Genomic DNA, 26173 nt, shown 5'->3' on the forward strand with positions numbered 1-26173 from the left:
AAGGCCGAACGCGCCCCCTTGGGGGGCAGCGACCCGCGCAGCGGCGGAGCGTGGGGGCTTCCGGTTCGGCGCCGGGCCGCCCCCAGCCGGATCAGCCCCCGAGGGGCTGAGCCCCGCGGCTCCTGGCCTGCCTGCGCAGGTCAGGACGGGGCGAAGGGGCGCTGACTCCGGCAGCGCCGCGGCCTGCAAGGCCTCGCGACCCGCGCAGCGGCGGAGCGTGGGGGCGAGCGATCCGGCGCCGGGCCGCCCCCAGCCGGATCAGCCCCCTCGGGGGGCCGCGACCCGCGCAGCGGCGGAGCGCGGGGGCTCACATTTCATTCGCTGCGCTGGACCGGCAGGCTCAGCGTGGTCGTCTCGCGCACGCGCACGGTCAGGCGCGTCTGGCCATCACCGACGACGCTCCACGGCAGGGGCAGCGTGTCGTTGCGCACCGTCACCGCGCGGTCGCCCGAGGCCACGAAGGGGAACTCGAAGCGGCCCTGGTCGTCGGTGCGCACCGAGAAACGGTTGTCGAGGAACACCGTCACGTTGGGCACCCCACGCTCGCTGGCCTCCTGGGTGCCGCTGCGGTTGGCGTCGAAATAGACGACGCCGCGGATCGTGCCGCCGCCCTGGTTGGGGCGTCCGCCGAGCGGCACGTCGCGCGAGCCGGCGCTCAGTTCATAGCGCAGCAGCACGTAGAACGTCCGGTCGGCCAAGCGCAGCGGGTCCCTCAATTCGGGCGGAGCCAGTGGGTCGAGCGCGAACACCGGGCGGCTGCGGCCGACCGAGCGGAACACATAGCCCTCAAGCGTCCAGCGGGTGTCCAGACGCCAGGTGGCGCCGAGGTTGAGCGACTGTCGGGATTCGCCGCCGCTGCTGCGTTCGCTTTGCAGGTTCCCACGCAGGCTGGCGCGGGCACCGAGCGGGGCGCTTCCGCTGACCGCCAGGGCCCAGAAACGCTCGTCGCTCGAGCCCACCACCGCTTCACCGGGCCGCTCGCCCACGCCCAGGCTCGTGTTGAGTTGCCAGCCCTGCGGCACGGGCCACTCCTGGTCGTAGCTCACGCGGCGCTCAGCAAATGAACTGTCGCCGCCGCTGACGTCGAGCCGCAGACCCGCCGCGCCCCAGCGGTTGAGGGTTCGCCAGTCGAGGTAGTGGTTCCAGTTGCGGCCCTGGAAGTTGCGCGCGGCGGTGCCCAGGCCCAGGTTGTCGGTGCTGGTGAGCCGCCAGCGGCCGGCGGCGGTGGCGAAGTAGCCACGCTGGCGGGGTGTTTGCAGGTTGCGCAGGAGATCCAGTGTGCCTTCGGCGGACCAGCGTCGCGAGCGCCACGCGCTGCGCAGGTAAACGCCTTCGAGGTTGCCGGCAACCGGCTGTTCGGCCCAGCTCAGGCCGGGGTCGAGCCGGTAGCCGCCGGCGCCATGGCGCCACGGCCCGTCGTCCCACTCGCCATCGACCCACACACCTTGCGTCTGGCCGCTGCTGCTTTGGCCGCCCAGCCAGTGGGCCTGGAGGCGGGCGCTGCCGCTTTCGTGGCGCAGCGCCAGCACGGAGCCGCGCGCGTCCACGCGCGCCCCGGCCGGCACGGCAGCGCTGGTGGCGAGCACGCCGCGCGCCTCCTCGGTCTGCAGGGCGGCGGTCCAACCGGGCAGGCTGCCCGGGCCGGTAGCCGAGGGATCGAGACGCCACTGCAGGCCGACGCGGCGGCGGCTGCCGGGTTGGGTGTCAAACCCGTTGTTGGGCAGCAGTTGCTGCTGGCCCGGCTGCCCTTGGCTGGCCAGCAGGGTAAGACCTCCGCGCGGACCGATCCACTCGGTGCTGGCGCCGCGCACGGCCGTGGTTGGCACGAACACGCGCGACGGCAGGGTGAGCAGCGAAGCCGTGGGTGGTGTGATCACGCCGACTTCGTTGTTCACCAGCCAGCCGCCTTCCCAGGGCAGACCGCGCTGGCGCAGGGTGAGGGTGCTGTCCCGTTCGCGGGGGCTGAGCGTGCCGTCTACCGAAAGCGTGCCGTGGTTCGGCGTTTCCAGCAGTCCGAAGGCAGTGAATCCGAGGCGCGTGCGCCGCTCGGGGTCGAAGGCCTGTGTGCCCGCGCGGGCTTCCAGCCGCAGGTAGCGCGGCCAGCCGCTGGTGTCGTACACGGTGGGCTCGCCCGCGTCCAGCGGCTCGGCGGCCAGTCCTTCGATCTCGCGGTCCACGTATGGCGCGGCGGGGGGCGGTGTGGCGCCCGACTGCGCCCAGAGTGGCGCTGCCAGCGCTGCGATCAGCAATGCCAGCCCGTGTCGCGTCTGACCGGTCATGGGGCGAAGCGGGCGTTGATGGGCAGGCGGTCGGCGCGGGACTCCAGTGAGCCATTGACCTGCAGCGGATATCGGATGGCCGGCAGCGTGACGCCCTCGGGGGCCACCGGAACCAGCGCGATGGTGCGCGTTTCCCCCGGCAGCACTGGGCTGTCGGTGGCGGCCAGCTCAAAGCGCTGACCTGCCGCGTCTACGCCGTCGACGAAGCCGACCAGCCGGCCGTGTGCCTGCCCATCGTTGCGTACCCGCAGGGTAGGCAGCGGCTGGCCATTGATGGTGGTTATGCCCGCGGGTTCTGCGCTCAGCTTGGGCGAGGCGCCGCCGATGGCGGCGTACACGATCACGGCGATGCGCCCGCCCACGGGGAAATTGAAGGCGCCGCCTTGCAGCTGGGTGGTGGCTGTGCCTTCCACCATGATCGCGAAGCGGCATTCGCCCACGGGCGCGTCGGGAGGCACTTGGATTTCGTAGCGGTAGCGGTAGCGCGAACCGGCGTCCAACGTCAGCTCGCGCCGCTCCAGCGCCACCCAAGGGCGACAGCTGCCGGGGGTCAGGGCGTCGCTGAATTGAACCGAAAGGTCGGGCCCCAGGGTCCAGTCGTTGGTGTAGATGCGATAGCCGCCGCGCTCTCCGCTGGCATGCTGGATTTCGATGACCTCGCGGATGCGTTCCCCGGGCTTGAGCTGCAGCTCAAAACGGGGCGGGGCGATGGCGGCGGTGAAGCCTTGCGCGGCGGCCGGTGCGGTCGGCAGAACCAGGGCGGCGGCGAGGCCCAGGGCGGACAGCACCCGCGATCCGGGGCGGGAAGGGACGGGCATCAGTCGGGTTGCCATTCAAAGTGGACGTTGAGACGCCGTGTCGGGCTGTCCCAGTCGGGCGAGGCGCGCAGGCGCACGGTGATCTGGTCTTCCAGCAGCCCCGCGCCCAGCACACCGCTGTAGACCAGCGCACGCTCACCCGGTGTCAGCCGGCCCGCCTGCAGCCGGCCCTGCGAGGTCCAGACCAGTTCGAGCCCGCGCTGCTCGGGCGGCAGCACCATGTAGACGCGACCGGGGCGGCCCGCGACCGGGGCGGTGTCGATGCGCACGTTCACCCGCACCCAGCCTTCCATGCTCAGCGCCGCGCCCGCCGACGGCGGCAGCGGGCGCCACTGCAGCTGCACGTTGGGCGGCACTGTGTGGCTGAGCGAGTCGTCCAGCCGCTGGGCTGAGGGGGCGCCAGCGGCGTTGACCACGCCGCTGGCCAGCAGCGCGGCCAGCACCGCGCCCGCCATGCGGATCCAGGCGGCGTGCGTCATGGGCTGGTGAGGGTGTAGGTCACCCGCCCGTTGTAGGTGCCGGCGGCACGGATCGCACTGTTGGCGTAGGTGAACGTGTGGCAGTTTTCGATGAAGGTGTTGGCCGGCACGGTGGCCAGCGTCTGCGTGCCGCCGTTGAAGGTGCCGGCCGGGATGACGCCGGGCACGGGGCTGCCCGGGGCCGAGACCGTCCAGCTGATCTGGCTGAAGGGAATCGTGTCGCCCGCGGCGTTGGTCAGGTTCGCCGGGGACGTCACCGTGAGGGTGGCGCTGGCCGGCCCGTTGCCGGCGTTGCTGCGCCGGTAGGACGCGCCGATCAGGATCTGCGACGCGGGCGTGGGGCAGGTGGCGAAGTTGTCGCCCGACAGGCTGTTGGACTGCGTGCTGTTGGTCGTCATGGCCTGGGCGCCACCCGCGATCAACGCGGCGGCCGGCACGGTCACGGACACAAGGTTGATCGTGCCGTTGTTGCCTTCGGCGGTGCCGTTGCCCACGTGCAGGTACACCCGGCGCGTCGCGGCGCCGATGCTCAGGCTCCACGCGGCCGCTTCGCCAGCGAGCAGCAGGAAGCACAACGCCACGAAGGCGCTGCGGGGCGCTTTCGTGGCGGTGCTTGCGAGCAAAAGATGGCGTGTGGTGAGCACAGGCATCGTGGTGACGCCGACCCGGTGGGCGGATCGGCGCCGCGGGCCCGTCAGGGCAGGGAGGCGGTGTAGGTGACGCGGCCGTTGGTCGTGCCGTAGGTGCCGGGCGGCACCACGGCGCTGTTGGCGTAGCTGAAGGTCCAGGTGGCGGTGCGGTCGGTGACGCGTCCCGAGCTCACGGCCACGGCGCTGCTGGCGCCGGTGCCCGTGGCGGGAATGGTCGGCGAGGGCAACAAGGCAGGCGCGCTGGAGACGGCGGTGATTTCGCTCCAGGGGATCGAGTCGCCGCCGGCGTTTTGCAGGGCGCCGGTCGTGCTGGCGGTCAGCGTGATCGCGCCGTCGTTGCCCAACACACGCACCGGCACCGCGTTGCCGGTGATGGTGCCGGCTGCTGCCCCGGTGCCCACGGCGCCCGGGTTGGTGGTGAAGTCGAAGGTCACCGTGTCGATGGTGCCGCCCGATGCGATACCCGCGGCTGGCGTGCCCACGGCCAGGTACACCACGCGAGGAATCACGACCCGGAAGTCGAGTCGGGCGACGGCGGGGGTGGTGCCGGTGCTGAGTTGCGATTCGGCCGAGGCCAGCAGCGGGGTGGCCAGGGCGAGGGCCAGGGTGCTTTTGAGGAGGAGGCTTTTCTTCACGACGGTTCCTTCACAAAGGGACAAACCTGAACACTTTTGATGAAACGTGCTCGGGATCAAGTGGAGCGGATGGTAGGGGCTGGCCGGGTACTTGGCAATCGGCGGACATGAAAAATCGCACACATTTCAAGCACTTGCGTCCGGTTTGTGACTTAACGGTAGAAATAAGTACGCGAGCGGTGTCGTGTCCGATTCAAGTTTTGCCGGTTTTTGTCGTGTGGGTACTTTTGGGGGGCAAGTGGGACAACGGGAGGGCGCTGCCGGACTTGACTTCCCCCAGGGAAAAGCTGGTGTGCAGGTCTTTCACGTTGGGCAGGTTGAGCAGCACCTCGCGGGCGAAGGCGCTGAACGCGGCGAGATCGCGGCTGACGACCTGCAGCTCGAAGGTGCCTGAGCCGCTGATGTAGTGGCAGGCGACCACCTCGGGGATGGCGCGGATGGCGGTTTCGAGGTCGCGCGTCACACGCCCGCTGTTGCGGTCGGCGTCCAGCCGCACGAAGGCCAGCACGCCCAGACCGATCTTTTCGCGGTCGATGTCGGCGCGGTAGCCGCGGATCACGCCGGCCTCTTCCAGCGCCCGCACGCGGCGCCAGCACGGCGCGGCGGACAGGCCCACGCGCTGCGCGAGTTCGGCGTTGGTGAGGCGGCCGTCGGCCTGCAGTTCGGCAAGGATGGCGATGTCGAACTTGTCGAGTGTTTCCACGATGGGCTCCTGCGAGAAAGAATCTTTCTCGATACTGCCGTTTCGAGGCATGAAAAGCAAACACTTCTCCCGACGGTCGGCCTACACTGCGCTCACGGCTGGAGGCGGCTCCCTACCCGGGGGTGGCGTGTCCGCCGCCCGCGCGCCCACCCGGCGCGGCCCGCCCCCCAGGAGACAACATGAACGCCCCGCTGCCCGACCACATCCGCCAGGCCCTGGAATCCGTGTCGCTCGACGACAAGTACGCGCTCGATCACGGCCGCGCGTTCATGAGTGGCGTGCAGGCGCTGGTGAAGCTGCCGATGCTGCAGCGCCAGCGCGACGCGCTGCTGGGCAAGAACACGGCCGGCTTTGTCTGTGGCTACCGCGGCTCGCCGCTGGGCGGTTACGACCAGGCCCTGCAGAAGGCGGCCGAGCACCTGAAGGCGCAGAACATCGTGTTCCAGCCCGGGGTCAACGAGGAGCTGGCTGCCACCGCCCTGTGGGGCACGCAGCAGCTGGGTTTTGCGCCGGCCGGCACGCAGAAATTCGATGGCGTCTTCGGCATCTGGTACGGCAAGGGCCCGGGCGTGGACCGCTGCTCCGACGTGTTCAAACACGCCAACATGGCCGGTACCACGCCCTGGGGCGGTGTGATCGCGGTGGCCGGTGACGACCACGTCGCCAAGAGCTCGACGGCCGCCCACCAGAGCGACCACATCTTCAAGGCCTGCGGCCTGCCGGTGTTCTTCCCGGCCAGCGTGCAGGAAATCCTCGACCTGGGGCTGCACGCCTTCGCGATGAGCCGCTTCGCCGGCGTGTGGACCGGCATGAAGACGATTCAGGAGATCGTCGAATCCAGCGCCACGGCGTTGATCGATCCGCAGCGCGTGCAGATCGTCGTGCCGGACTTCGAGATGCCGCCCGGCGGTGTGCACATCCGCTGGCCCGACCACGCGCTGGACCAGGAAGCGCGGCTGTTTGACCACAAGTGGTATGCGGCGCTGGCGTACGTGCGGGCCAACCGGCTCAACCACAACACCATCGCCGGCCCGAACGACCGCTTCGGCATCATCGCCAGCGGCAAGGCCTACAACGACACCCGCCAGGCACTCAGCGACCTCGGGCTGGACGACGCCACCTGCCGGCGCATTGGCCTGCGGCTGCACAAGGTGGCCGTGGTGTGGCCGCTGGAGGCGCAGATCACCCGCGAGTTCGCCACCGGGCTGCGGGAGATCCTCGTCGTGGAGGAAAAGCGCCAGGTCATCGAGTACCAGCTGAAAGAGGAGCTGTACAACTGGCGGCCCGATGTGCGCCCCAACGTGCTGGGCAAGTTCGACGAGGCCGAGGGCGATTTCAGCGGCGGTGAATGGTCGCAGCCCAACCCCAGCGCCCACACGCTGCTGCGCGCCAACGCCGACCTCAACCCGGCGATCATCGCCCGCGCCATCGCGCGGCGCCTGCGCCGCTTGGGCAGCGTGCCGGACGACGTGACCGCGCGCATCAACGCCCACCTCGCCATCCTGGACGCGCAGGCCCAGGCCGCGCAAACCCTGCGCAGCGCCACGGCCGACGCCGCGCGCCAGCCCTGGTTCTGCTCGGGCTGCCCGCACAACACCAGCACCCAGGTGCCGGAGGGCTCACGCGCCATGGCCGGCATCGGCTGTCACTTCATGGCCACCTGGATGGACCGCCGCACGATCGGTTTCACGCAGATGGGCGGCGAGGGCGTGCCCTGGGTGGGCCAGCAGCCGTTCAGCACCGAATCGCACGTGTTCGCCAACCTGGGCGACGGCACCTATTTCCACAGCGGCCTGCTCGCGGTGCGCCAGAGCATCGCCGCTGGCGTGAACATCACCTACAAGATCCTCTACAACGACGCGGTGGCCATGACCGGCGGCCAGCAGGTGGGCGAGCGGCCGGAGGGCCACTCGGTCGTGCAGATCGCGCAAAGCATGCGCGCCGAAGGGGCCCAGCGCATCACCATCGTCACCGACGAGCCGGAAAAGTACGACGGCGTCACCGGCCTGCCCGACGGCATCGCGATCCAGCACCGCGACACGCTCGACGCCGTGCAGCGCGCCTTCCGCGAGATTCCCGGCACCACGGTCATCATTTACGACCAGACCTGCGCCACCGAAAAGCGCCGCCGCCGCAAGCGCGGCACGATGGCCGAGCCGGACCAGCGCGTGGTGATCAACGAGCTGGTGTGCGAGGGCTGCGGGGACTGCGGCGTGCAGAGCAACTGCCTGTCGGTCGAGCCGCTGGAGACCGAATTCGGCCGCAAGCGGCAGATCAACCAGAGCAGCTGCAACAAGGATTTCTCCTGTGTGAAGGGCTTCTGCCCGAGCTTCGTCACCGTGCAGGGCGGGCAGCTGCGCAAGAAGGACAAGAAAGGCGCGGGCGTGGAATGGACTGGCGGCGCCCTGCCGCATCCCGCGCTGCCGCCGCTGGGCGAGGAGGCCTGGGGCATCGTGGTGGCCGGCGTCGGCGGCACCGGCGTCATCACCATCGGCCAGCTGCTGGGCGTGGCCGCGCACATCGAGGGCAAGGGCATCGTCACGCAGGACGCCGCCGGCCTGGCCCAGAAGGGCGGCGCCACCTGGAGTCATGTGCTGATCGGCGCGTCGCAGGACAGCATCCGAACCACCCGCGTGTCAGCCGCCTCGGCCGACCTGATCCTGGGCTGCGACCCGATCGTGGCCGCGAACCCGGAGACCGTGCAGCGCCTGCGCGCCGGTCGTACCCACGTCGCGCTCAACACCAGCGCCACGCCGACCGCGGCGTTTGTGCGCAACGCCGACTGGCAGAACCCGGCCCAGACCTGCGTCGACCTGATGGTGCGCACGCTGGGCGAGGGCGCGGTCGGCCTGTTCGACGCCGAAGCCACCGCCACCCGCCTGTTGGGCGACAGCCTGTACGCCAACCCGTTCATGCTGGGTTACGCGTGGCAGAAGGGCTGGATCCCGCTGGGCCAGGCGTCGCTGATGCGCGCCATCGAGCTCAACGCCGTGGCCGTGGCACAGAACAAGGCCGCGTTCGAATGGGGCCGTCGCGCGGCGCACGATCCGCAGGCGGTGCGCGCGCTCCTGCAACCCGCCGCGCAGGTCATCACCCTGCAGCCGCGCGAGACGCTGGAGCGCGTAATCGAGCGCCGCGCCGAGTTCCTCACCGGCTACCAGAACGCCGCCTACGCGGCGCGCTACCGCGCGCTGGTGGAGCGGGTGCGCCAGGCCGAAGCGGCCCTGGGCAGCGCCACGCCGCTGACCGACGCAGTCGCCCGTGCGCTGTTCAAGCTGATGGCCTACAAGGACGAGTACGAGGTGGCACGCCTGCACACCGACCCGGCCTTTCACGCCAAGATCGCGGCCCAGTTCGAGGGCGACTATGCCCTGAAGGTGCACCTGGCGCCGCCGTTGCTGGCGAAAAAGAATGAGCGCGGCGAACTGGTCAAGCGACCCTACGGTCCCTTCATGTTCACCGCCTTCCGCTGGCTCGCCCGCTTCAAGGGCCTGCGCGGCACCACGCTGGACCCGTTCGGCCGCACCGAGGAGCGCCGCACCGAGCGCGCGCTGATCGCGCAATACGAGAGCGATGTGCAGCGCCTGCTCGCCGGCCTGACGCCCGAGCGCCACGCCCTGGCCGCCGAGATCGCCCGCGTGCCGATGCAGATCCGCGGCTTCGGGCATGTGAAAGACCGGCACCTCGCCGCCGCGCGCGCCCAGCGCGAGGCCCTGTGGGCGCGCTGGGACCAGCCGCTGCGCCAGGCCGCCTGAGCGTGGGGGCATCGACCCCCCCCGAATACAATCGCCGGTTGACCGCGCTGGCGCCCAACGGCGCGCCGGCGCTTCGTCCCCCCACCGACCTGGAGACCTTCCGTGCTGATTTCCCCCGCCTACGCCCAGGCCGCCGCCGGCGGCACCGAGTCCACGCTGCTCGGCATGCTGCCGCTGCTGCTGATGTTCGTGGTGCTCTATTTCGTGATGATCCGCCCGCAGCTCAAGCGCCAGAAAGAGCACAAGGCCATGATCGACGCCATCGCCAAGGGCGATGAGGTCGTCACCGCCGGCGGCTTCCTCGGCAAGATCTCCAAGATCGGCGACACCTACATCGACGTGGAACTCACCGACGGCGTCGAAGTTCAGATGCAGCGCACCGCCGTGGTGCAGGTGCTGCCCAAGGGCACCATCAAGTAATCCCCCTGCGCGGTCCGGCATCGGCTGGACCGCTCCCCCCGAGGGGGCAACGCAAGCGGCCCGGCACAGCCGGATCCGCCGCGTTTCCAGAAAAGATATCGCGCGCGCCGAAGGGCCTTTATGAACCGATACCCGCTGTGGAAGTACGCGATCATCGCGGCCGTGCTGATCATCAGCGCGATCTACGCCCTGCCCAACCTGTTTGGCGAGGCGCCGGCGGTGCAGGTCTCGCCCGCCAAGGCCACCATCAAGGTGGATGCGTCCACCGTGACCCGCGTGGAGCAGGCGCTGGCCGCGCAGTCCATCGTCCCGGAGACGATCGGGCTGGAAGGCAGCTCGGTGCGCGCCCGGTTTGATTCCACCGACACCCAGATCAAGGCCCGCGACGCGATCGACAAGGCCCTGAACACCGACCCCGCCGACCCGACCTTTGTGGTGGCGCTCAACCTCGTGCCGCGCACCCCGGCCTGGCTCGCCGCGCTGCACGCCTCGCCGATGTACCTCGGCCTGGACCTGCGCGGCGGCGTCCACTTCATGCTGCAGGTCGACATGGCCGCCGCCTTGCAGCGCCGCGCCGACGTGCTGACCAGCGACCTGCGCAACGCGCTGCGCGAGAAAAACATCCGCCACGGCGGCATCGCCCGCAACGGCAACACCATCGAGCTGCGGGTGCGCGACCAGGCCACGCTCAACGCGGCCGAGGACCTGCTGCGCACCCAGTTTCCCGACCTGCTCATCGCCGAGACCCGCGAGCCCGGTGGCGACACGCGCCTGAGCCTGAGCATCCGGCCTGAAGCCGCTCGCGCCGTGCAGGAGCAGGCCCTCAAGCAGAACATCACCACGCTGCACAACCGCATCAACGAACTCGGCGTGGCCGAACCGGTGATTCAGCAGCAGGGCGCTGATCGCATCGTGGTGCAGCTGCCCGGCGTGCAGGACACCGCCAAGGCCAAGGACATCCTGGGCCGCACCGCCACGCTGGAGCTGCGCCTGGTGGACGAGAGCACCGAGGGCCTCGCCGCCGAGCGGGGCACCGGCCCGGTGCCGTTCGGCTCGGAGCGCTACCTGGAGCGCGGCGGCCGCGCGGTCATCGTCAAGCGCGAGGTTCTGCTCACCGGTGAAAACCTCACCGACGCCCAGGCCGGCTTCGACAACCAGACGCAGGAAGCGGCCGTCCACCTCACGCTCGATGCCAAGGGCACCCGCATCTTCCGCGACGTGACCCGCGACAACGTGGGCAAGCGCATGGCCATCATCCTGTTCGAGAAGGGCAAGGGCGAGGTCGTCACCGCCCCCGTGATCCGCACCGAGATCGGCGGCGGACGGGTGCAGATCTCCGGCGCCATGACCACCGCCGAAGCCAGCGACACCGCGCTGCTGCTGCGCGCCGGCTCGCTGGCCGCGCCGATGGAGATCGTGGAAGAGCGCACGATCGGCCCCAGCCTGGGCGCCGAGAACATCGAAAAGGGCTTCAACAGCGTTGTCTGGGGCTTTGTGGTGATCGTGCTGTTCATGAGCGTGTACTACATGCTCTTCGGCGTGTTCTCCAGCCTGGCGCTGGGCTTCAACGTCCTGCTGCTGGTGTCGGTCCTGTCGATGCTGCAGGCCACCCTCACGCTGCCCGGCATCGCCGCGATGGCTCTGGCCCTCGGCATGGCCATCGACGCCAACGTGCTGATCAACGAGCGCGTGCGCGAGGAACTGCGCCGCGGGGCGTCGCCGCAGTCGGCCATCAACGCCGGCTACGAACACGCCTGGGGCACCATCCTCGACTCCAACATCACCTCGTTGATCGCGGGTGTGGCGCTGCTGATCTTCGGCTCCGGCCCGGTGCGAGGCTTCGCCGTGGTCCATTGCCTGGGCATCGTCACCAGCATGTTCTCCGCTGTGTTCTTCTCCCGCGGGCTGGTCAACCTCTGGTACGGCCGGCAGAAGAAGCTCAAGAGCGTCTCGATCGGTACGGTGTGGCGCAGCGACGAAGCGCCTGCCGCCAAAGCCGATTGATGATCGCTTGATGCCCGTCTGACGACCGCCCGCTCCGCCGACCGACCCCCGAAGGCCCGCCATGGAATTTTTCCGCATCCGCCGCGACATCCCGTTCATGCGGCACGCCATCCTGCTCAACGCGATCTCGGCGATCACTTTCGTGGCCGCGGTGTTCTTCCTGGTGACCCGCGGTCTCAACCTCTCGGTCGAGTTCACCGGCGGCACCGTGATCGAGGTGGCCTACGAGCAACCTGCCGACCTGGCTGCGATCCGTCAGGTGGTGGAGTCGCTGGGCTACGCGGAGGTGCCGGTGCAGAACTTCGGTTCGTCGCGCGACGTGCTCATGCGCCTGCCGGTGCAAGAGGGCAAGTCGTCTGGTCAGCAGAGCGAGCAGATGTTTGCCGCGCTCAAGGCCCAGAACCCGAGCGTCACCCTGTCGCGCACCGAATTCGTGGGGCCCCAGGTCGGCCAGGAGCTCGTCACCCACGGCCTGCAGGCGCTGGCGCTGGTGATCGTTGGCATCATGATCTACCTCGCGGTCCGCTTCGAGTGGAAGTACGCGGTCTCGGCCATCATCGCCAACCTGCACGACATCGTCATCATCCTCGGCTTCTTCGCCTTCTTCCAGTGGGAGTTTTCACTCGCCGTGCTGGCGGCCACCTTGGCGGTGCTGGGGTATTCGGTGAACGAATCGGTGGTGATCTTCGACCGGATCCGGGAGAGCTTCCGGCGCCACCGCAAGAAGACCACGGTGGAGATCATCGACAACGCGATCACGTCCACCATCAGCCGGACCATCATCACCCACGGCTCCACGCAGATCATGGTGCTGTCGATGCTGCTTTTTGGCGGCCCCACCCTGTTCTACTTTGCCCTGGCCTTGACCATCGGCATCTGCTTCGGCATCTATTCCTCCGTCTTCGTCGCCGCGGCCATCGCCATGTGGCTGGGCATCAAGCGCGAAGACCTGATCAAGCCCACCAGCGGCACCGGCAAACCCGGCGATCCGGACGACCCCAACGCCGGCGCCATGGTCTAAGGCCCGAAAGCCCGATCCCCGGCGTTTCCCGGGGGACGGGCGCCGCAGGTGCCGTGTCATACTTCACGCATGGCGTCCCCGTCCGAGCAGCCGTCCTCCCCGCTCGCCCGACAGGCACGTGAACTCTTCGTGGTTCACGTGGGCCGGGCGCTGCCCGAGCTGGAAAAGGCATTCGAGTCGAAGCTGCGCGGCCTGCTCGATGTGGCCGGCACGCCGGCCCAGAACATGCAGCGCCGTGACGCCTGGATGGCGTTTCAGAAACAGCGCGGTGCCTGGCTGAACAACACCCGAAAACTCCTGCAACGCACCCTGCTGCCCGTCTCCGGCGGCGGCGCCACGGTCGCCAGCGGCTTTGACCAGTTGCCCGGCCGTCAGGAGTTCTCGCTGGTCGAAGACGGCGTGGTCAACGACCAGATCATTGCCTCGCGCCTGGCGATGGCCGTGCTCGACAAGTCGTCCACCGAGATCAACGAACTGCGCCTGCGGATTCAGCACCTGGACCGCACCACCGAGCTGGCCCGCAACGACATCCTCCTGCCCGAGGTGGTGGCCCGCCTGCTGGTCGAGCAATGGGTCGCCTCCGGTCAGACGCGCGAGGCCTGGGCGATGGCACAGGACATGGTTGCGCCGGTGATGGCCGAGAAAATGCTGGAAGCCTACAAGGCGACCAACGCCTTCCTCATCAACAGCGGTGTGATGAAGGAAATCGACCTGCAGGCCCTGGTCAAGCGCGCACCCCCTGGCCGCGACGAGGGCCGGCGCCGCAGCGGCGCCAGTGGGGTGGGCAGCGGCTTCGGCGGTGGACGCCCGACCGGCAGCGGCGCTGACACAGGGGGCATGTTCTCCCGCAGCGGGCCCTCCTCGTCCGGCATGGGCATTGGCGAAGAAACCCGGTTGTTGACCGGTGTCACGCCGCTGGCGCGGGCCCGGATGCGCGCGCAGGGGGTTGTCGGGCGCCTCAAGCGCCTGCTGCTTGACCGCGTCGGTGACGATTTCGAGGCCACGCAAGCGTTGCCGCCGTCCCCGCAGCTGCAGCAGGCGATGTCGCGCGTGTCGGTTTCGGTCCGTGGCGCGCCCTACTATGCCAGCGGCACCGCGGCACTGCGAGCAGACAGCGGGCAGGTGCACCGGGTTGCCCAGTCGCTGCGCGAACGGGCCGACGAACTCAAGCGCGCCGCCGACACGCCCACCGAGAAAGCCACCGTCGAGGTCGTGGCGTTGATGTTCCAGAGCATCCTGGCCGAAGAGCGCATTCCGGCCGCGGTGCGCGTCTGGTTTGCGCGGCTGCAGATCCCGGTCTTGCGCGTGGCCCTCGCCGAGCCCGAGTTTTTCAGCGCCCTCCAACACCCGGCGCGCCGCCTGATTGACCGCATGGGCTCCTGCGTGATGGGCTTTGAGGCCGGCGTCACGTCCGCCGCGCTGGAAGCGGAGATCAAGCGCGTCGTGCAGGTGATCGAGCAGTACCCGGAAACCGGCCGACGCGTCTTTCAGCTGGTGTTTGACGAGTTTCAGAAGTTTCTCGCCACCCACCTCACCGGCGAAGGTTCGGCCAGCAAGGCGGTCAGCGTGGCCCAGCAGGTCGAGCAGAAGGAAACCCTGTCGGTGCAGTACACGATTGAGCTGCGCAAGCTGCTCAACGACGTGCCCGTGCGCAGCGAGGTCCGGGATTTCCTGTTCAAGGTCTGGGTGGATGTCCTGGCCGTGGCCAGTGTCAAGCACGGCCTGAAATCGGAGCAGACAGCCGCGCTCAAGCAGGTGGCCAGCGACCTGCTCTGGGCGGCCAGCGCCAAGCCCAACCGCAACGACCGCGCGCGCGTCATCCAGCAGCTGCCGGGCATCCTGCAGCAGCTGCGCCAGGGCATGACGTTGCTCGGTTTTCCGCAGCGTCTGCAGGACGAGCACATCAAGTCGATCAGCGACACGCTGGCCGACGCGTTCATGTCCCGCACGGACGTGATCCCGCAGGAGGCTCTGGATCGCCTGGCCCACCGCCTCGCCAACCTCGAGGACTACCTGCCAGAGAGCGGTGTGGGCGATCTCGACCTCGATGCCCAGAGCCTGGAGATGATCACCGGGGTGGACGCCTCGAACATCGAGGTGATCAGCGAAGGCGGCAGCCAGCCGGGCGAGGCGATGAAGCAGTGGGCGGCCGAACTGCAGATCGGTACCTGGTTCGGCCTGGAACGCGCCGGCAAGGTGAACAGCGTCCAGCTGGTCTGGCGCAGCGAGCGCGGCCAGCTGTACATGTTCGTCACCGGGTCGGGCCGCTGCTACCTGTTCCAGACGCAGCGCCTCGCCGCCTACCTGCAGGCCGGGCTGCTCGTCCCGTCGGAAGACGAGGCACTGACCGTTCGGGCCACGCGCCAGGCCATCCAGCAACTCGAGGCCCGTCCCGAGCGCCTGCTCGCCTGAGCCAGTTGTCGCGGCTCAGGCCGCGTGGCGGCGCTGAAACAGTCCCCCCGGCAGGCGGGCCACCCGCCCTTCCAGCTCGTGGTCCAGCAGGCGCGCCTGCAGTGTGGGCGTGTCCAGCCCCGTGCGGGCCTGGAGTGCGTCGAAGCTCACCGGCTCGTGGCCCAGTTGGGTCAGCAGCGGGTCCTCGTCGGTCGGCTCCTGCGGCGTGACCTCCGACGCGGTGGCCGGGGTAGATGCCGCGGCCCACCGAAGGTCTTCCAGCACGTCGTTCGCCGACTCGACCAGCTTGGCGCCCTGGCGGATCAGCGCGTGGCAGCCGCGCGACTGGGGCGCGTGGATGGACCCGGGGATGGCCATCACTTCGCGGCCCATCTCGCCCGCGAGCCGCGCGGTGATGAGCGAGCCGGACTGCAGCGCGGCTTCCACCACCAGCGTGGCTTCGCCGAGCGCGGCGATCAGGCGGTTGCGCTGCGGGAAATGGGCGGGCAGCGGGGGCGTACCGAGTGGGTACTCGCTCACGATGGCGCCGCCGCTGGCCACGATGCGGTGGGCGAGGTCCCGGTGGCGGGCGGGATACACGCGGTCGAGGCCGGTCCCGACCACGGCCACCGTGAGCCCGGCGCCGGCCAGCGCGCCTTGATGGGCCGCCCCGTCCACGCCAAGCGCCAGCCCGGACACCACCGCCACCCCGGCCCGCGCCAGGGCCTGCGCGAAGGCGTGGGCGTTGTCCGCGCCCTGGGCGGTGGGGTTGCGGCTGCCGACCATGGCCACCCGGCGGGGGTGGTTCAGCGCGGCGGGGTCTCCAAGGACAAACAACAGCAGGGGCGGGTCTTCGCTTTCCAGCAGGGCGGCGGGGTAGCGCCCATCGCCCAGCGGGATGGCGTGGTGGCCGGCGGTGTCGAGCCACCGCGCGTGGGCCTCGCGCTGGGCGTCCCAGTCGTCGGGCGCCGCCGGGGCATCGCGACCGAGCACGGCCTGCCATGCCGGATCAGGCTGGGCCCAGACCGCCTCGGCCGAGCCGAACGCGGCCAGCAGACGGCGCGCGGACGCCCGGCCAAGACCGGGCGTGAGCAGCAGCCGCAGCCAGGCGGCCAGCTCGTCGTCGAGCGCCATGCGCCCGTCAGGGGTTGGTGAAGCGGTCGCCCACTTTCACGCCGTCTTCAATTTGCAGGATGACGGCGTAGGAGACCTTGTCGAAGGTGCGGAACACCATCATCAGGCCGTTGCGCTCACCGGGCAGGCGGATCTGCGGCCGGGCGCTGTCGGTCGTGTCGGGCACGAGGTTGCTCTCGCGCTGGACAGCCAGCACGTGGCCCCGCTCCAGACCGTGTTCCTTGCCGCGGTTGATCGCCACCACCTGGTTTTGGGCGGCGAAGGTCACCGCGTTGCCATACACGGAGATCACCTGGCCGGACTGCGGCGATTGCGGCGCGCGCGGCACGTAGTTGGCGAACTCGCGCGCGGGCTCGGGCAGCAGCCGGTCGCCGACCTGGATCTCCGACTTCGCGGCCGTGATCGACAGGCGGGCGGGGATTAGTTCGGTGGTGGTCTGTCCGTTCGCGGCGGTGGCGGTGCGCTTGGTCTCGCTGCTGACCAGGTCGGCGCCGCCGACGTATTCGGCCTCGTAGGCCAGGATGGCGTTGGTCGAGGGGTCGCGCAGCGGGCGCGCGTTGCGGAACACGCGGAAGGACTGGGACTTGCCGTTGACGACGGTGAGGGGTTCGGCCTGCGGGTTGTCGCCAGACAGTGAGCGCGCGTACGCGCGGTCGCCACGGCTGAGCAGCACGCGGTTGTCCTGGGTGGCCACGATGCGCGGCGCGCGGGCGAAGGTCGCCTCGTCGACGATCAGCGGCTCGGTCAGGAAGGGCTCGATGGTCGCCAGCGAAATGGCCGGGATGGCGCTGTCGGCCAGCGATTCGCTGCGCACGCGCGGCGACACCTTCACCGTGGCCAGATCGCCGCCGGGCGGCGTGGAGGTCAGGCGCGCGCGACCGCCGGTCTTGTCCAGGTAAAGGACCTGACCGGGAAAGATGCGGTGCGGGTTCTGAATGTCGTTGAGGTTCATGCCCCACAGCTCGGGCCAGCGCCACGGGCTCTTGAGGAACAGGCCCGAGATGGCCCACAAGGTGTCGCCGGCCTTGACGGTGTGGCTGTCGGGCGCGTTGGGCGCAAGCTCGGACAGCGGCACACCGGCTTGCGCCACCTGGTTGGCGGTGGCGCGCTGGGCCGGCGTGATGGGGAAGTTCTGGGCCAGCACGGGGGCCGCCAGCAGGGCGGCGGCCAGCGCGACGGCGCGACGGAGCGGAATGGTGGACGGCATGTGAGAGGCCCCTGCGGCGGCGCACCGCACCGCTCGTGTCTTGACAAATCGCGTTTGATTTTGCGGCCAAGCCCTTGATTAGGCAATGTTTGTGGGGAGCGCTTTCGACCTGCCGTCGCAAAAGTGGCGAAAATAGCGACACCCCATTCCGCCTGTCACCGCGCGGCCACCAGCCGTCGCGAAGCCGGGCCTGATCCGCTGAACCGACCCGCATGAACGCCCCCGACACGCTGCCCATCCTGCGCTATCCCGACCCCCGCCTGCACCGGGTCGCCGTGCCCGTGGCGGCGGTGGACGACCGCGTCCGCACCCTGATTGACCGGATGTTCGCCACCATGTACGCGGCCCACGGCATCGGTCTGGCGGCCACGCAGGTCGATGTGCACGAGCGCCTGATCGTGATCGATGTGAGCGAGTCGCGCGACCAGCCGCTGGTGCTGATCAATCCGGAGATCGAATGGGCCAGCCCCGAGACCCGCAAGGGTGAGGAAGGCTGCCTGTCCGTGCCGGGCATCTACGACGGCGTGGAACGCTCGGTGTCGATCCGCGTGCGCGCGCTCGACCGCGACGGCACCGCGCGCACGGTGTCGGCCGAGGGTTTGCTGGCGGTGTGCATCCAGCACGAGATGGACCACCTCATGGGCAAGGTGTTCGTGGAATACCTGTCGCCGCTCAAGCGCACCCGCATCAAGACCAAGCTGGCCAAGGCCCAGCGCGACCTCGAGCGCGCCTGAGCGCCGCCGGTTCTGCCATGAAGATTGTGTTTGCCGGCACGCCGGCCTTCGCCCGCGTGGCGCTGCAGGCGTTGCTCGACGCCGGGTTCGACGTGCCGCTCGTGCTCACCCAACCCGACCGCCCGGCCGGCCGCGGACTCAAGCTGCAGGCCTCGCCGGTGAAGGAGCTGGCGGTGGCGCGCGGTATCCCGGTGGCGCAGCCGCGCAGCCTGCGCCTGGACGGCAAGTTTCCCGACGACGCCGCGGCGGCGCGCGACGCGCTCGTGGCCGCGGCGCCGGACGCGATGGTGGTGGCGGCCTACGGCCTGATCCTGCCGCGCTGGGTGCTCGACCTGCCGCGCCTGGGCTGTCTCAACATCCACGCGTCCTTGCTGCCGCGCTGGCGCGGCGCGGCGCCGATCCACCGCGCCATCGAGGCCGGCGACACGACCACCGGCGTGACCATCATGCAGATGGACGAGGGCCTGGACACGGGCGCCATGCTGCTTGAGCAGGCCGAGCCGATTGCCTCCGACGACACCACCGCCCGCCTCCACGACCGGCTGGCGGACCTCGGCGCTCGCCTCATCGTGCCCGCCCTGCGGGCCGCCGGCGCCGGCACGCTGCAGCCGCGCCCGCAGCCCGCTGACGGCGTGACCTACGCGCACAAGATCGAGAAGGCCGAGGCCGCGATCGACTGGACGTTGCCCGCGGCGGTGATCGAGCGCCGCGTGCGCGCCTTTGACCCCTTCCCGGGCGCCACCACCGGCTGGCGCGGCGAGGCGCTGAAGGTGTGGGGTGCGCGGGCCGAGTCCGGCCGCGCGGGCGTGGCCGCCGGGGCCGCGCCGGGCCGCGTGTGGGCCGCCGGGGCCGACGGCATCCTTGTCGCCACGGGCGACGGCCTGTTGCGCCTGACCGCGCTGCAGCGCCCGGGCGGCAAGCGCCTGCCTGTGGCGGAGTTCCTGCGCGGTGGGCCGGTGGCCGTGGGCGAGGAGCTGGCCTGATGTTTTTCCGACGCGATTACCGCGCCCGCCCGGAGTTCTGGGAAGGCGTGCGCGACCAGACCGGGGCGGCGCTGGGCATCGGCGCCTGGGGTTTGATGACCGGTGTGTCGATGGTGCAGACCGGCCTCTCGCCGCTGGAGGCGCTGCTCATGACGCTGATCGTCTACGCCGGCAGCGCGCAGCTCGCGGCCACGCCCATGATCGTGGCCGGTGCGCCGCTGTGGGTGATCCTGGCGGCCGCGTTTTGCGTGAACCTGCGCTTCGTGGTGTTCTCCGCGCACCTGCGGCCTTACCTGATGCACCTGCCGCGCTGGCAGCGCCTGGTCACCGGCTACGTGACCGCCGACCTGAGCTACGTCTTCTTTGCCCGGCGTTACCCGCACCCCGGCCACACGCCCGACGAGCTGCACCGCCAGCAGGCCTACCTGCTGGGCAACTGCGCGGTGAACTATGTGTCGTGGATGAGCGCCAGCGTGGTGGGCATTGCGCTGGCCAACGCCATCCCGCTGTCGTGGGGACTGGGCTTCGCCGGCATCCTGGCGCTGGTGGGCGTGCTGTGCTCGCTGGCCACCTCGGCGTTGCGCGTGGTCTCGGCCACCATCGCCGGCACCGCCGCGGTCGCCGCGTTCGCGCTGCCGCTGAAGCTCAATATCGTGGTGGCCATCGCCAGCGCGGTCGCGCTGTGCCTGATCATCGACCGCTTGCGCCCGCCCAGCGGGGAGGCCCACCGTGTTTGACCTGGACCCCGGCGCGCTGCTGACCTTCGTGCTGCTCGGCGCGATCACCGTCATCACGCGCAGCTTTTTCTTTCTCAGCAGCAAGCCCTGGACGCTTCCCCACTGGGCGCAGCGCGGCTTGCAGTACGCGCCCATCGCCGCGCTGGCCGCGGTCGTGATCCCCGAGATCGTGGTCAGCCAGGGGCACCTGATCACCACCTGGCAGGACGCCCGGCTGTTCGCCACCGCCGCCGGCGTGGCGTGGTTCGTGTGGCAGCGCGGGGTGCTTGGCACCATCGTCTGTGGCATGGCCGTGTACCTGCCGCTGCGCTTGGGCCTGGGCTGGTGAGCGCGCCAGCCAGGGGCGCAACGCCGCCCAGCCGGCCAGCGCCACCGCGCCGCTGATCAGCAGCGTCCACAGCGTGTGGCTCGGCGGGTGCGCGCCGCGCAGCGTCTGCACGGTCCCGGCCACCGCGCCCGCCAGCAGGATCGCGCCCAGCCACCGCACGCCCACCGCCGCGCGCCGGTGGGCGCCCGCCGGCGGCCAGAGCCACGGCAGCGCCAGGGCCACGAAGGCCAGCGCGCTCGACGCGTGACCGCCGGGGAAGCAGCGCCCCGGTCCGCCGTCGGCGACACCCCAGCGCCAGTGCGACACCACCGCCGCCGGCCCGCCGAAGGTCTGCCAGTCCCAGGGGCAGCTGGTGGCGCTGCGGTTCTTCACAAGGTTCACCGCCACCAGCGCCGCCACCGCCAGCAGCGCCACGGTCAGCCGCTCGCGCCGCGCCAGACCGTGGCGAACGCCGGGCCACAGCGCCCAGACCCACAGCCCGACCAAGGCCCCGGTGGCCGCGCTGCGCCAGCGGTCGTGCAGCCAACGCGAGAGCAGGGGCAGCTCGCGCCAGGCGAAGCCGTCCGGACCGCCGATCATCTGCATCACCCTCAGGTCCAGGCCGCTGGCGTCCCACAGCAGGGTGAAGGCCAGCACCGCCAGCCAGGCCCGCAGCAGCGGCTGGCGCCACGCGGCGTCGGGCGGAGCGGGGCGGGCGTGAGGCGGGGGCGTTGTCATGGGCCGCAGGCTGCGCCGCGCGGATTAATGGCCGATTAATCGCGCCGCCCATAATGCGGCGCATCCCAACGACCGCCGCCGCTGCGCGGCCCTCAGCCCATGCGCACCCTGGTGGTGGAAGACGACGCTGGCATCGCCGCCGGCCTGCAGGCGGCCCTGAAGCAGGCCGGTCACGCGGTGGACGTGTGCGGCACGCTGCAGTCGGCCTGGACCGCGCTGAGCGTCGAGCCGTTCGACGCCGTGCTGCTCGACCTGGGCCTGCCCGATGGCGACGGTCACGAACTGCTGGCGCGGCTGCGCCGCCAGCCCGCGCCGCGGGCGGGCGCCTCATCGCTGCCCCGCCCGGACCTGCCGGTGCTCATCATGACCGCGCGCGATGGCGTGAGCGACCGCGTCGCCGGCCTCGACGGGGGTGCGGACGACTACATCGTCAAGCCCTTTGACGCCACCGAGCTGATGGCCCGGTTGCGCGCCATGCTGCGCCGCGCGCACGGCCGCAGCCGGCCTCTGATCGAACACGGCGACCTCGTCGTCGACCCGGCCGCCCACACGGTGCAGCGCGCGGGCGAGACCGTGCTGCTCGGCGGCAAGGAGTTCGCCCTGTTGCTCACGCTGCTGCAGAACAGCCCGCAGGTGCTGTCCAAGGCCCGCCTGGAGTCGGCCGTGTACGGCTTCGGCGATGCGCTGGAAAGCAATGCCATCGAGGTCCACATCCACCACCTGCGCAAAAAGCTCGGCGAAGGGCTGATCAAGACCGTGCGTGGCGTGGGCTACTTCGTGCCGCCGCCCGCGCCATGACGCTCGACACCCGTCCGCGCCTGTGGCTAACCCTGTGGGGCTGGGTGGTGGGCGCGTTGCTGCTGGTGTGGCTCACCCTGCTGGGCGCGGCCTGGTACACCGGCCACCACGAGGCCAAGGAGGTGACCGACGGCCAGCTGGTGGCGGCCGCGCGCCTGTGGTTGGGGGCCGCCCCGGCCGGGGCCGGCCCGCGGGCCCCGGCGATCGCCGCGCACCGACCCCGAGCGTACGTGCAGGACGTGGCCGTGCTGCGCTGGTCGGACGGTCAGCTCATCACCGACAGCCACGGCCTGGCCCCCCTGCTCGATCTGCGGCAACCCCCCGCCGCCGGCTTTGGCGAGCGCCGCGGCCCGCCGCCCACGCCTGACGGGCCCGACCACTGGCGGCTGTACACCGAGGCGCGCGATGGCGTGCGGGTGACGGTGCTCATGGACATGGACCACCGCATCGACCTGGGCCGCGACATGGCGCTGCACCTCGCCCGGCCCACGCTGCTGGTGTTGCCGCTGGTCGCGCTGCTGCTGGCCTGGGCCATCCACCGCGGGCTGCGTCCGCTGAGCGAGCTGTCGCGCGACGTGGCCGCGCTCGACGCCGGCGCCGGCCAGCGCCTGGGCGAGGCCGAACACCGCTACCGCGAGTTCGCCAGCACGGTGCAGGCCATCAACACCCTGGCCGACGGCTTGCAGGCGCAGGCCCGGCGCGAGCGCGAGTTCGCCAGCGACGTGGCCCACGAGTTGCGCACCCCGCTGGCCGCGCTCGCCCTGCAGGCCGCCGCCGCGCGCCAAGCCTCTACGCCGGAGGCGCTGGCGCGGCTGGAGGCCGAGGCGCTGCGCGCCGGCGGCATCCTGGCTCAGTTGCTCGATCTCGCCCGCGCCCAGCGCGACCTGCCGTCGGGCGAGGCCGCGCGCACCGACCTCGGCGCCACCGCCGCCGCGCTGGTCGCCGAGCTCGCGCCGGCGGCCTACGCCGGTGGTCACGAGCTCGCGCTCGACGCGCCCGTGCAGCCGGTGTGGCTGGACGGCCCGCCGCTGCTGGTGGAGCTGGCGCTGCGCAACCTCGTGCAGAACGCGCTGCAGCACACGCCGCCCGGCACGCAGGTGCTCGTGGAGGTGAGCGACGGCCCGGGCGGGCGCCGCGTGAGCGTGAGCGACGACGGCCAGCGACCCGGCGCACCCGCGCTCGCGGCCCCGCGCGGCGGCCTCGGGCTGGGGCTGCGGCTGGTGCAGCGCATCGCCGAACAGCTCGGCGGTGGCCTGCACCGCGACACCGGCGAGCCGCCCATGACCACGCGCTTCGAGCTGCGCTGGCCGAGCGCCTAAGGTTGGTTTAACCGCGGGGCGGCATCGTGCCGCCCCATGCCTGCTGCCGATTCCGCGCGTCCCGTTTCCCCCTGGTTGGTCACGCTGCCGGTCGCCGTGTGGCTCACCACCGTCGGCAACCTGCCGCTGTGGCAGCGGCTGGCCGATCTGGGCGGCGTGGGCCTCAAGGCCTCGCTGGCTGCGCCCGTGCTGGCGGTGCTGGTGGCCTTGCTTTCTTTGCTGGCCTGGCCGCGCGTGGGGCGGGTGGTGGCCAGCGTGCTGGTGGTGACCAGCGCGGCCACGAGTTATTTCATGGCCACCTACGGTGTGGTCATCGACAGCAGCATGATCGCCAACGCGCTGGCCACCGACGCGCGCGAGGTGCGCGACCTGCTGTCCTGGTCCATGCCGCTGTGGCTGGTGGGCGTCGCCGCTCCGCCGCTGTGGTGGATCTGGCGCCGGCCGGTGGCGTGGCGGCCGTGGCCCCGCCAGACGCTGCGCAACGGCGGCGCTGCCCTGCTCGCGCTGCTGGTGGCGGTGGCGGCGGTGCTCGCTGGCTACCAGCAGCTGGCCTCGCTGGCCCGGGACCACAAGCCCGTGCGCTACCTGATCAACCCTTTCAACAGCGTGTACGCGCTCGGCCGCCTCGACGTCAGCCACCTCCCGCGGCAGGCCGCGGCGTTGCAACCCGTCGGCACCGATGCCCGGCTGCCCGACCCGGCGCCGCCGGGGCCGCCGCCGCTGTTCGTCGTCGTGGTGGGCGAGACCGCGCGCGCCCAGAACTGGGGCCTCAATGGCTATGCGCGCCCGACCACGCCGTCGCTGGCGCGCTGGCAGACCGAGCGCGGGCTGGTGAACTTCCCGCAGGCCAGCAGTTGCGGCACCAACACCCAGGTCTCCGTGCCCTGCCTGTTTTCCCCGCTGGGTCGCGCTGGCGGTGGTGACCAGCCGGCGGTGCACGAGAACCTGCTCGACGTCCTGCAGCGCGCCGGGCTGGCGGTGCTGTGGGTGGACAACCAGTCCGGCTGCAAGGGCGTGTGCGCGCGCGTGCCCTCCGCCCGGCCGCTGCCCCAGCCCGCGCTGTGCGAGGGCGAGGAATGTTTTGACGAGGCGCTGCTCACCGGGCTGGACGCCCAGCTCGCCGCGCTCGACCCGCAACGCCGCGCCCGCGGCACGGTGCTGGTGCTCCACCTCATGGGCAGCCACGGCCCGGCCTACTTCAAGCGCACACCGGCCGAGCGCAAGCCCTTCCGGCCCGAGTGCACCCGCATCACGCTGGCCGAGTGCGACCCCGCGTCGCTGATCAACGCGTACGACAACACCATCGCCTATACCGACCATGTGCTCGACCGCACGCTGCAATGGCTCGATGGCCTGGCCCGGCGCGGCGAGGCGGCGACCGGGCTGTACTTCGTGTCGGACCACGGCGAATCGCTCGGTGAAAAGGGCTTGTACCTGCACGGTGTGCCGTACGCGTTTGCCCCCGAGCAGCAGACGCGCGTGCCCATGGTCGTGTGGCAGTCCGAGGCGCTGCAGCGCCGCACCGGCGTGGGCACGGACTGCCTGCGCCAGCGGGCGGCGCTGCCGGTCTCGCACGACCACCTGTTCCACTCGGTGCTGGGCGCGCTGGCGGTGCAGACGTCCGCCCGCCAGCCTGCGCTCGACCTGTTCCGTCCCTGCGGCGGTTGATGCGCCGGGCCGGTGTGACCGGCGGGCGGGGCAGAGCGCGCGTTTCCTACAATCCCGGGTTGACCGCGGCCGCCGCGTGGCGCCGTCCCTCTTTTCATTGCCCTCCGCCATGTCTGCCTTCATCCGCTTTTCCGACCTTTGCGCCAACGGCCAGGCCCGCGGCCGCCGCGTCTTCATCCGCGCCGACCTCAACGTCCCCCAGGACGAGCAGGGCCGCATCACCGAGGACACCCGCATCCGCGCCAGCGTGCCGGCGATCCGCATGGCGCTGGACGCCGGCGCTGCGGTGATGGTCACGTCCCACCTCGGCCGCCCCACCGAGGGTGAGTTCAAGCCGGAGGACTCGCTGCAGCCCGTGGCGGCGCGCCTGAGCCAGCTGCTCGATCAACCGGTGCGGCTGGTGTCCCACTGGGTGGATGGCGATTTCAGCGTGGCGCCCGGCGAGGTGGTGCTGCTGGAGAACTGCCGCCTCAACGTGGGTGAGAAAAAGAACAAGCCCGAGCTGGCGAAGAAGCTCGGCGCGCTGTGCGACATCTTTGTGCACGACGCCTTCGGCACCGCCCACCGCGCCGAGGGCACGACCTATGGCATCGCCGAGACCGCGCCCGTGGCCTGCGCCGGCCCGCTGCTGGCCGCCGAGATGGACGCCATCGCGAAGGCGCTGGCCAACCCGAAGCGGCCGCTGGTGGCCATCGTGGCGGGCTCCAAGGTCAGCACCAAACTGACCATCCTCCAAAGCCTGTCCAGCAAGGTCGACGGCCTGATCGTGGGCGGCGGCATCGCCAACACCTTCATGCTCGCCGCCGGCCTGAAGATCGGCAAGAGCCTGGCCGAGCCCGACCTGGTGGGCGAGGCGCGCGCCGTGATCGAGGCGATGAAGGCCCGGGGTGCGGCGGTGCCGATTCCGGTGGACGTGGTCTGCGCCAAGCAGTTTGCTGCGGACGCGCCGGCGACGGTGAAGCCCGCCACCGACGTGGCCGACGACGACCTCATCCTCGACATCGGCCCGCAGACGGCCGCGCTGCTGGCCGATCAGCTCAAGGCCGCCGGCACCATCGTGTGGAACGGGCCCGTCGGCGTGTTCGAGTTCGCCGCCTTCGAAGGCGGCACCCAGACCATCGCCCGGGCGATCGCCGAGAGCAGCGCCTTCAGCATCGCCGGCGGCGGCGACACGCTGGCCGCCATCGCGAAGTACGGCATCGACAAAGACGTGGGCTACATCTCCACCGGCGGCGGCGCCTTCCTGGAGGTGCTGGAAGGCAAGACCCTGCCCGCCTTCGAGGTGCTGGCGCGCCGGGCGCAGGCTTAAGCGGCCCCCGGGACCGGCACGGACCGGGTCCCCTCCCTGTCCCGGGGCAGCGACCCGCGCAGCGGCGGAGCGTGGGGGCCGTCA

General features: G+C 70.8%; 21 protein-coding genes and 1 pseudogene. 13 read left to right on the forward strand and 9 right to left on the reverse strand.

Annotation, left to right across the window (positions count from 1 at the left end; genetic code table 11):
* Positions 1–314: 314 nt before the first annotated feature.
* The 6 genes from AC2D80_RS14745 to AC2D80_RS14770 all read right to left on the reverse strand — a co-directional run bounded on the left by AC2D80_RS14745 (position 315) and on the right by AC2D80_RS14770 (position 5564).
* Positions 315–2279 carry a hypothetical protein gene (locus tag AC2D80_RS14745; protein ID WP_484633792.1) on the reverse strand — a complete coding sequence of 655 codons (1965 nt, stop codon included), beginning with the start codon at positions 2277–2279 and terminating at the stop codon, positions 315–317.
* Positions 2276–3067 (reverse strand): hypothetical protein, encoded by a 792-nt coding sequence (locus tag AC2D80_RS14750; RefSeq protein ID WP_484633793.1) that lies wholly within the window; start codon positions 3065–3067, stop codon positions 2276–2278. Before AC2D80_RS14750 ends, AC2D80_RS14745 begins: the two co-directional genes overlap by 4 nt.
* 29 nt (positions 3068–3096) lie before the next feature.
* Positions 3097–3576, reverse strand: a complete 480-nt coding sequence (locus AC2D80_RS14755) for a hypothetical protein (protein WP_484633794.1) — start codon at positions 3574–3576, stop codon at positions 3097–3099.
* Entirely contained in the window at positions 3573–4199 is a 627-nt protein-coding gene (locus AC2D80_RS14760; RefSeq protein WP_484633795.1) for a hypothetical protein, read from the reverse strand. The genes AC2D80_RS14755 and AC2D80_RS14760 overlap by 4 nt, the downstream gene beginning before the upstream one ends.
* A gap of 71 nt (positions 4200–4270) precedes the next feature.
* Positions 4271–4861, reverse strand: a complete 591-nt coding sequence (locus AC2D80_RS14765; protein WP_484633796.1) for a hypothetical protein — start codon at positions 4859–4861, stop codon at positions 4271–4273.
* A 193-nt stretch (positions 4862–5054) separates the two neighbouring features.
* The gene (locus AC2D80_RS14770) at positions 5055–5564 is read right to left on the reverse strand and encodes an Lrp/AsnC family transcriptional regulator (RefSeq protein ID WP_484633797.1); all 510 of its coding nucleotides are present in this window, start codon (positions 5562–5564) and stop codon (positions 5055–5057) included.
* A 179-nt stretch (positions 5565–5743) separates the two neighbouring features.
* On the opposite strand from AC2D80_RS14770, the gene AC2D80_RS14775 reads away from it, so the two are divergent.
* The 5 genes from AC2D80_RS14775 to AC2D80_RS14795 all read left to right on the forward strand — a co-directional run bounded on the left by AC2D80_RS14775 (position 5744) and on the right by AC2D80_RS14795 (position 15176).
* Entirely contained in the window at positions 5744–9319 is a 3576-nt protein-coding gene (locus AC2D80_RS14775; protein ID WP_484633798.1) for an indolepyruvate ferredoxin oxidoreductase family protein, read from the forward strand.
* A gap of 102 nt (positions 9320–9421) precedes the next feature.
* A complete protein-coding gene (gene yajC, locus AC2D80_RS14780; RefSeq protein ID WP_484633799.1) occupies positions 9422–9739 on the forward strand; it encodes a preprotein translocase subunit YajC in 318 nt (105 codons plus the stop codon).
* A gap of 120 nt (positions 9740–9859) precedes the next feature.
* Complete coding sequence (gene secD, locus AC2D80_RS14785; protein ID WP_484633800.1) at positions 9860–11743, forward strand: protein translocase subunit SecD; 1884 nt, start codon at positions 9860–9862, stop codon at positions 11741–11743.
* A 61-nt stretch (positions 11744–11804) separates the two neighbouring features.
* Positions 11805–12764 (forward strand): protein translocase subunit SecF, encoded by a 960-nt coding sequence (gene secF / locus AC2D80_RS14790; protein WP_484633801.1) that lies wholly within the window; start codon positions 11805–11807, stop codon positions 12762–12764.
* Positions 12765–12833: 69 nt separating this feature from the next.
* Positions 12834–15176 carry a DUF1631 family protein gene (locus AC2D80_RS14795; RefSeq protein ID WP_484633802.1) on the forward strand — a complete coding sequence of 781 codons (2343 nt, stop codon included), beginning with the start codon at positions 12834–12836 and terminating at the stop codon, positions 15174–15176.
* A gap of 15 nt (positions 15177–15191) precedes the next feature.
* On the opposite strand, the gene dprA is transcribed toward AC2D80_RS14795, so the two are convergent.
* The gene (dprA, locus tag AC2D80_RS14800) at positions 15192–16289 is read right to left on the reverse strand and encodes a DNA-processing protein DprA (protein WP_484633803.1); all 1098 of its coding nucleotides are present in this window, start codon (positions 16287–16289) and stop codon (positions 15192–15194) included.
* Positions 16290–16296: 7 nt separating this feature from the next.
* The gene (locus tag AC2D80_RS14805) at positions 16297–17496 is read right to left on the reverse strand and encodes a LysM peptidoglycan-binding domain-containing protein (protein WP_484633804.1); all 1200 of its coding nucleotides are present in this window, start codon (positions 17494–17496) and stop codon (positions 16297–16299) included.
* A gap of 212 nt (positions 17497–17708) precedes the next feature.
* Between AC2D80_RS14805 and def the strand changes: the two genes are divergently transcribed.
* From def to AC2D80_RS14825, 4 genes are read left to right on the forward strand one after another with little or no spacing between them, the layout of a single operon-like run.
* A complete protein-coding gene (gene def, locus AC2D80_RS14810; protein WP_484633805.1) occupies positions 17709–18230 on the forward strand; it encodes a peptide deformylase in 522 nt (173 codons plus the stop codon).
* Positions 18231–18247: 17 nt separating this feature from the next.
* A complete protein-coding gene (gene fmt, locus AC2D80_RS14815; protein WP_484633806.1) occupies positions 18248–19213 on the forward strand; it encodes a methionyl-tRNA formyltransferase in 966 nt (321 codons plus the stop codon).
* Positions 19213–19950, forward strand: coding sequence for an AzlC family ABC transporter permease (locus AC2D80_RS14820; protein WP_484633807.1), 738 nt, complete (start codon positions 19213–19215; stop codon positions 19948–19950). The genes fmt and AC2D80_RS14820 overlap by 1 nt, the downstream gene beginning before the upstream one ends.
* The gene (locus AC2D80_RS14825; protein WP_484633814.1) at positions 19943–20278 is read left to right on the forward strand and encodes an AzlD domain-containing protein; all 336 of its coding nucleotides are present in this window, start codon (positions 19943–19945) and stop codon (positions 20276–20278) included. Before AC2D80_RS14820 ends, AC2D80_RS14825 begins: the two co-directional genes overlap by 8 nt.
* A gap of 33 nt (positions 20279–20311) precedes the next feature.
* Here the strand turns inward: AC2D80_RS14825 and AC2D80_RS14830 are convergent.
* Positions 20312–20995: pseudogene (locus tag AC2D80_RS14830) on the reverse strand (phosphatase PAP2 family protein); the annotation flags it as partial.
* A 99-nt stretch (positions 20996–21094) separates the two neighbouring features.
* Between AC2D80_RS14830 and AC2D80_RS14835 the strand changes: the two are divergent.
* The 4 genes from AC2D80_RS14835 (at position 21095) to AC2D80_RS14850 (ending at position 26089) form a co-directional block, all read left to right on the forward strand.
* Positions 21095–21793 (forward strand): response regulator, encoded by a 699-nt coding sequence (locus AC2D80_RS14835; RefSeq protein WP_484633808.1) that lies wholly within the window; start codon positions 21095–21097, stop codon positions 21791–21793.
* Positions 21790–23112 (forward strand): sensor histidine kinase, encoded by a 1323-nt coding sequence (locus tag AC2D80_RS14840; RefSeq protein ID WP_484633809.1) that lies wholly within the window; start codon positions 21790–21792, stop codon positions 23110–23112. The genes AC2D80_RS14835 and AC2D80_RS14840 overlap by 4 nt, the downstream gene beginning before the upstream one ends.
* Before the next feature lie 36 nt (positions 23113–23148).
* On the forward strand, positions 23149–24780 hold the full coding sequence (locus AC2D80_RS14845) for a phosphoethanolamine transferase (protein ID WP_484633810.1): 1632 nt from the start codon (positions 23149–23151) through the stop codon (positions 24778–24780).
* Positions 24781–24889: 109 nt separating this feature from the next.
* On the forward strand, positions 24890–26089 hold the full coding sequence (locus AC2D80_RS14850; RefSeq protein WP_484633811.1) for a phosphoglycerate kinase: 1200 nt from the start codon (positions 24890–24892) through the stop codon (positions 26087–26089).
* Positions 26090–26173: the final 84 nt, after the last annotated feature.

It is taken from the genome of Hydrogenophaga sp. T66 (assembly GCF_057219855.1).